Here is a 5,039-nt window from a genome sequence, read left to right on the forward strand (position 1 = left end):
TAGAGCCCCGGATTGTGGCTCCGGTGGTCGTGGGTTCGATCCCCATCATCCCCCCCATTTCTTCCCTTCTTTATCTGCCTCCTTTGTTCATGGCTGTTCTCTCCAGCTGTCGAATCTGGTATGCGGCCATGCGTCGTCGATCGATGGATCGGATGCGTGGAAGAACCCTCCTAAAGTCGATTTTTGCCGCATCGGGCTTGTATTTTGCCCCGATTGGCACCATTTACCGCGCTAGTCTGCTTGCCAGTAGGCATGGGGGTTCTTAAAATCGCCCCCTTGCTTTGAAATGACAGTTTTGAAGTCACAGTCTTTGAGTTGCATTCACAGAACGCCCCCGTCGGTAGAGGATCATCTATGCAAGTTTCCGTTGAGACGACATCCCAGATCGAACGTCGCATCACAGTTCAGGTTCCCGCAGCCGAGGTCGATGAAGCCGTTGCGACTCGCCTGCAAGACACCGCCAAGCGCGTTCGTCTGAATGGCTTTCGTCAAGGGAAGATCCCGATGGCGGTCGTGCGCCAGCGTTACGGTAAAGACGTCCGCAATGAAGTCGTCAGTGAACTGATGCGTCAGCACTACGTACGGGCAATCACCGAACAGAGCCTGAATCCGGCCGGCTACCCCTCGATCGAGCCGAAGGTCGATCAGACGGGCAAGGATCTGGAATTCGTCGCCACGCTCGAAGTCTATCCGGAAATCGAGCTCAGCGGCATCGATGGCACCACCATCGAGCGCCCGCAGGCGGAAATCACCGATGCCGATATCGACACGATGATCGAAACCCTGCGCGGACAGCGCGCCGAGTTCCAGCCGGTCGAGCGCGCAGCGGAAGAGGGTGACAAGGTCAAGATCGATTTCCAGGGCTTTCTCGGCGATGAGCCGTTCGAAGGGGGCTCCGCCGAAGGGCACGAGCTCGAACTGGGGTCCAATCGTTTCATTCCGGGCTTCGAGGAGCAGCTGGTCGGCGCCAAGGCCGGTGACGAGAAGAGCATCAGCGTGACTTTCCCGGACGACTACCAGGCCGAGCACCTGGCGGGGCAGGAGGCGACCTTCAAGGTCACGGTTCATGAAGTCTCCGCCAAGGCGCTGCCGGAAGTCGATGCCGACTTCATCAAGGAGTTCGGTGTGGAAGACGGCGATGCCGACAAGTTCCGCGCCGAGGTCAAGAGCAACATGGAACGCGAAGTTCGGCAAGCGGCCCAGAACCGCGTCAAGCAGCAGGCTCTCGATGCGCTGCAGAAAGCCAACGACGTGGCCGTTCCACAGTCGCTGATTCAGCAGGAGACCGACGGGCTCAAGCGTCAGGCGGCACAGCAGTTCGGTCTTGGCGAAGACTTCGATGTCAGCCAACTGCCGAACGAGCTGTTCGCCGAGCAGGCCCAGACGCGCGTCAAGGTAGGGTTGCTGCTGGCGGAGGTGATCAAGCAGCACGAACTCAATGCCAGCGATGACGAAATCCGTGCTCGTGCCGAGGAGTTGGCGACCCAGTACCAGCAGCCGGAGCAGGTCGTCGATCAGTACATGCAGAATGACGAGCTCAAGGGGCAGATCAAGTCTGCCGTGCTGGAAGACAAGGCCGTTGACAAGCTTCTCGAGCAGGCCCAGGTTAACGACATCAGCATGAGCTACGAGCAAGTGCTGCAGGCCGCCCAGCAATCCGAGGAAGCGGCTGAAGAAGATGAAGCCGAGGAAAGCGATTCCAAAGCATGATGGGTGCTTGGTAAGCAAGACGACCCGGTTCAGGCCGGGTCGCTAGTCGATGGGCCTGACAATCACCAGATGTAAGGAAATCGCGATGCGTAACGAGTTCGACATCAGTAATGCCGGTGGCCTGGTCCCGATGGTGGTGGAGCAGAGCGCGCGCGGTGAGCGGTCGTACGATATCTACTCCCGTCTGCTCAAAGAGCGTGTCATCTTCCTGGTCGGCCCGGTCGAAGACTACATGGCCAACCTGGTCGTGGCCCAGCTGCTGTTCCTGGAGTCCGAAAACCCGGACAAGGATATTCACCTTTACATCAACTCGCCGGGTGGCTCGGTGACCGCTGGCATGTCCATCTACGACACCATGCAGTTCATCAAGCCCGATGTCTCCACGGTCTGTATTGGCCAGGCGGCCAGTATGGGGGCCTTGTTGCTCGCCGGTGGCGCGAAGGACAAGCGCTTCTGCCTGCCGCACTCGCGGATGATGATTCACCAGCCGCTGGGCGGCTATCAGGGGCAGGCTGCGGATATCGAGATCCACACCCGCGAAATCCTGACCATCCGCCACAAGCTGAACCGCATTCTGGCCGATCACACCGGGCAGGATATCGACAAGATTGCTCAGGACACCGACCGGGACAACTTCATGGATGGCGAGCAGGCCGTCGAATATGGCCTGATCGATGCCATGCTGGATAAGCGTCCGGTATCCTGATAGCGTTTGGGTCAAGGTTTCACACGGCGGCGCAGCGCGCCGCCGTCCTGACGAGGTACACGAATGGCCGACGGTAAAGGCAAAGACGACAACGGCAAGCTGCTCTACTGTTCGTTCTGTGGCAAGAACCAGAACGAAGTTCGCAAGCTCATTGCCGGTCCGTCCGTCTATATCTGTGACGAGTGTGTCGATCTCTGCAACGACATCATTCGCGAAGAGGTTCTGGAAGCCGACGCCGAGAGCGATGAAGATCGTCTTCCCGTACCTCGAGAAATCCGCGATACGCTCGATGACTACGTGATTGGCCAGGACCGCGCCAAGATGGTGCTGTCGGTGGCTGTCTACAACCACTACAAGCGTCTGCGTAGTGGTGGGAAAAGCGACGGTATCGAGCTGGGCAAGTCCAATATCCTGCTGATCGGCCCGACCGGCAGTGGCAAGACCTTGCTGGCGGAGACGCTGGCGCGTCTGCTCAACGTGCCGTTCACGATCGCGGACGCGACCACGCTGACGGAGGCCGGCTATGTCGGCGAGGATGTCGAGAACATCATCCAGAAGCTGTTGCAGAAGTGCGACTACGATGTCGAGAAGGCCCAGCGCGGCATTGTCTACATCGACGAGATCGACAAGATTTCGCGCAAGTCGGACAACCCGTCGATCACCCGGGACGTGTCCGGCGAGGGCGTCCAGCAGGCGCTGCTCAAGCTGATCGAAGGAACCACGGCGTCCGTGCCGCCGCAGGGTGGTCGCAAGCATCCGCAGCAGGAGTTCCTGCAGGTCGACACGGGCAATATCCTGTTCATTGTCGGCGGTGCCTTCGCCGGGCTGGACAAGGTGATCCGCGATCGCGCCGAAAAGGGCGGCATCGGCTTCAATGCGTCGGTCAAGAGCAAGGAGAGCAACAAGGGCGTTGGCGACATTCTTGCCGGTGTCGAACCGGAAGACCTGGTCAAGTTTGGTCTGATCCCCGAATTCGTGGGGCGCTTGCCGGTCATTGCGACGCTGACGGAGCTCACCGAAGAGGCGTTGGTCCAGATTCTGATCGAGCCCAAGAATTCGTTGGTCAAGCAGTATGCCCATCTGTTCGAAATGGAAGGCGTCGAGCTGGATTTCCGGGAAGATGCGCTGCGAGCAGTGGCCCACAAGGCCATGGAGCGCAAAACGGGTGCGCGCGGGTTGCGATCGATTCTGGAATCCGTGCTGCTCGAGACCATGTACGATGTGCCATCGCTCGACGGCGTGACCAAGGTCGTGATCGACGGTTCCGTCATCTCCGGCGACAGCGAACCGTTGTTGATCTACTCGAAGCAGGAAGAGAGTCGCGTCGCCAACAAGGACGGGTAATCGCCCGTCCCGTTACCTGCCTAGATGAGGGGGCCTGATGGCCCCTTCGCTTTTATGGATACCGCGCCGCGTCGGGCACTCTTGCATCTGAACGGTGGCGCCCCCACGTATCTCCCATATTGCCGCTCTGGTGGCTCACCCATCCGAAAGTTTGCCGAGGAAATGCTGTAATGGCGAAGAGCTCTGACCAGACACTCAAGCTTCCGCTCTTGCCGCTGCGTGACGTGGTGGTCTATCCGCAGATGGTCATCCCGTTGTTCGTGGGGCGCGAGAAATCCATTCGCGCGCTGGAGACGGCGATGGAGCATGACAAGCGCGTCCTGCTCGTCGCGCAGCGCGAGGCGGCTCATGATGATCCCGGGGTCGAGGATCTCTTCAGTATCGGCACGGTCGCCGACATCATGCAGTTGCTCAAATTGCCCGACGGCACCGTCAAGGTCCTCATCGAGGGTAGCTTTCGGGCAGACATCCAGGAGGTCCTGGAGGACGAGGACGGCTTCATCAGCGCGCAGGCGGTCGCTCGCGACAGCGAACCGCTCAGCGAGCGCGAGCAGGAGTCCCTGGTTCGCGTCTTGCTCAATCAGTTCGAGCAGTACGTCAAGCTCTCCAAGAAAGTGCCGGGCGAGGTCTTGTCCTCCTTGCAGGAGATCGAGGATCCCAGCCGGCTGGTGGATACCATTTGCGCACATCTGTCATTGAAGATCGATGACAAGCAGGAACTGCTCGAGATGGATCGCGTGCGCGACCGGGTCGAGCACCTGATGGCGCTGATCGAGTCCGAGATCGATCTGCTGCAGGTCGAGAAGCGCATCCGCTCGCGGGTCAAGGACCAGATGGAGAAGTCCCAGCGCGAGTACTATCTCAACGAGCAGATGAAAGCCATCCAGAAAGAGATGGGCGAGCTCGAGAACGTACCTAACGAGGCGGAGAAGTACGAGCAGCGCATCCAAGACGCCGGCATGCCCCAGGAGGCCGTCGACAAGGCGACCCAGGAGCTCGGCAAGCTCAAGATGATGTCGCCCACCTCGGCCGAGGCGACGGTCGTGAGGTCCTACCTGGACTGGGTGCTCTCCGTCCCCTGGAAAAAGCGGACTCGGGTCAAGCACGATCTTCCTCACGCCGCCAAGGTGCTGGACGAAGACCACCACGGCCTGGAAGAGGTCAAGGAACGTATTCTCGAGTACCTTGCCGTACAAAAGCGGGTCAAGAAGCTCAAGGGTCCGGTGCTCTGCCTGGTCGGGCCGCCGGGCGTGGGCAAGACCTCGCTGGGCCAGTCGAT

The 5,039-nt window shown here is 59.7% G+C and carries 4 protein-coding genes; all 4 read left to right on the forward strand.

The genetic code is table 11. The features are described 5' to 3' along the window. Positions 1-354: 354 nt before the first annotated feature. Positions 355-1,710 (forward strand): trigger factor, encoded by a 1,356-nt coding sequence (gene tig, locus AC3AYF_RS18075; protein ID WP_295041036.1) that lies wholly within the window; start codon positions 355-357, stop codon positions 1,708-1,710. A gap of 85 nt (positions 1,711-1,795) precedes the next feature. Continuing rightward, positions 1,796-2,416, forward strand: coding sequence for an ATP-dependent Clp endopeptidase proteolytic subunit ClpP (gene clpP / locus AC3AYF_RS18080; RefSeq protein ID WP_295041038.1), 621 nt, complete (start codon positions 1,796-1,798; stop codon positions 2,414-2,416). A gap of 63 nt (positions 2,417-2,479) precedes the next feature. After that, complete coding sequence (gene clpX / locus AC3AYF_RS18085) at positions 2,480-3,760, forward strand: ATP-dependent Clp protease ATP-binding subunit ClpX (protein ID WP_295041039.1); 1,281 nt, start codon at positions 2,480-2,482, stop codon at positions 3,758-3,760. 170 nt (positions 3,761-3,930) lie between these two features. Then, on the forward strand, positions 3,931-5,039 hold a 1,109-nt coding region (locus AC3AYF_RS18090), incomplete at its 3' end, for an LON peptidase substrate-binding domain-containing protein (protein ID WP_487780133.1).

The organism is Salinicola sp., assembly GCF_982684285.1.

Coding starts and splice junctions, on each gene's coding strand:
- clpX (WP_295041039.1), top strand. CDS start 2,480: ATGGCCGACGGTAAAGGCAAAGACGACAACGGCAAGCTGCTCTACTGT.
- tig (WP_295041036.1), top strand. CDS start 355: ATGCAAGTTTCCGTTGAGACGACATCCCAGATCGAACGTCGCATCACA.
- clpP (WP_295041038.1), top strand. CDS start 1,796: ATGCGTAACGAGTTCGACATCAGTAATGCCGGTGGCCTGGTCCCGATG.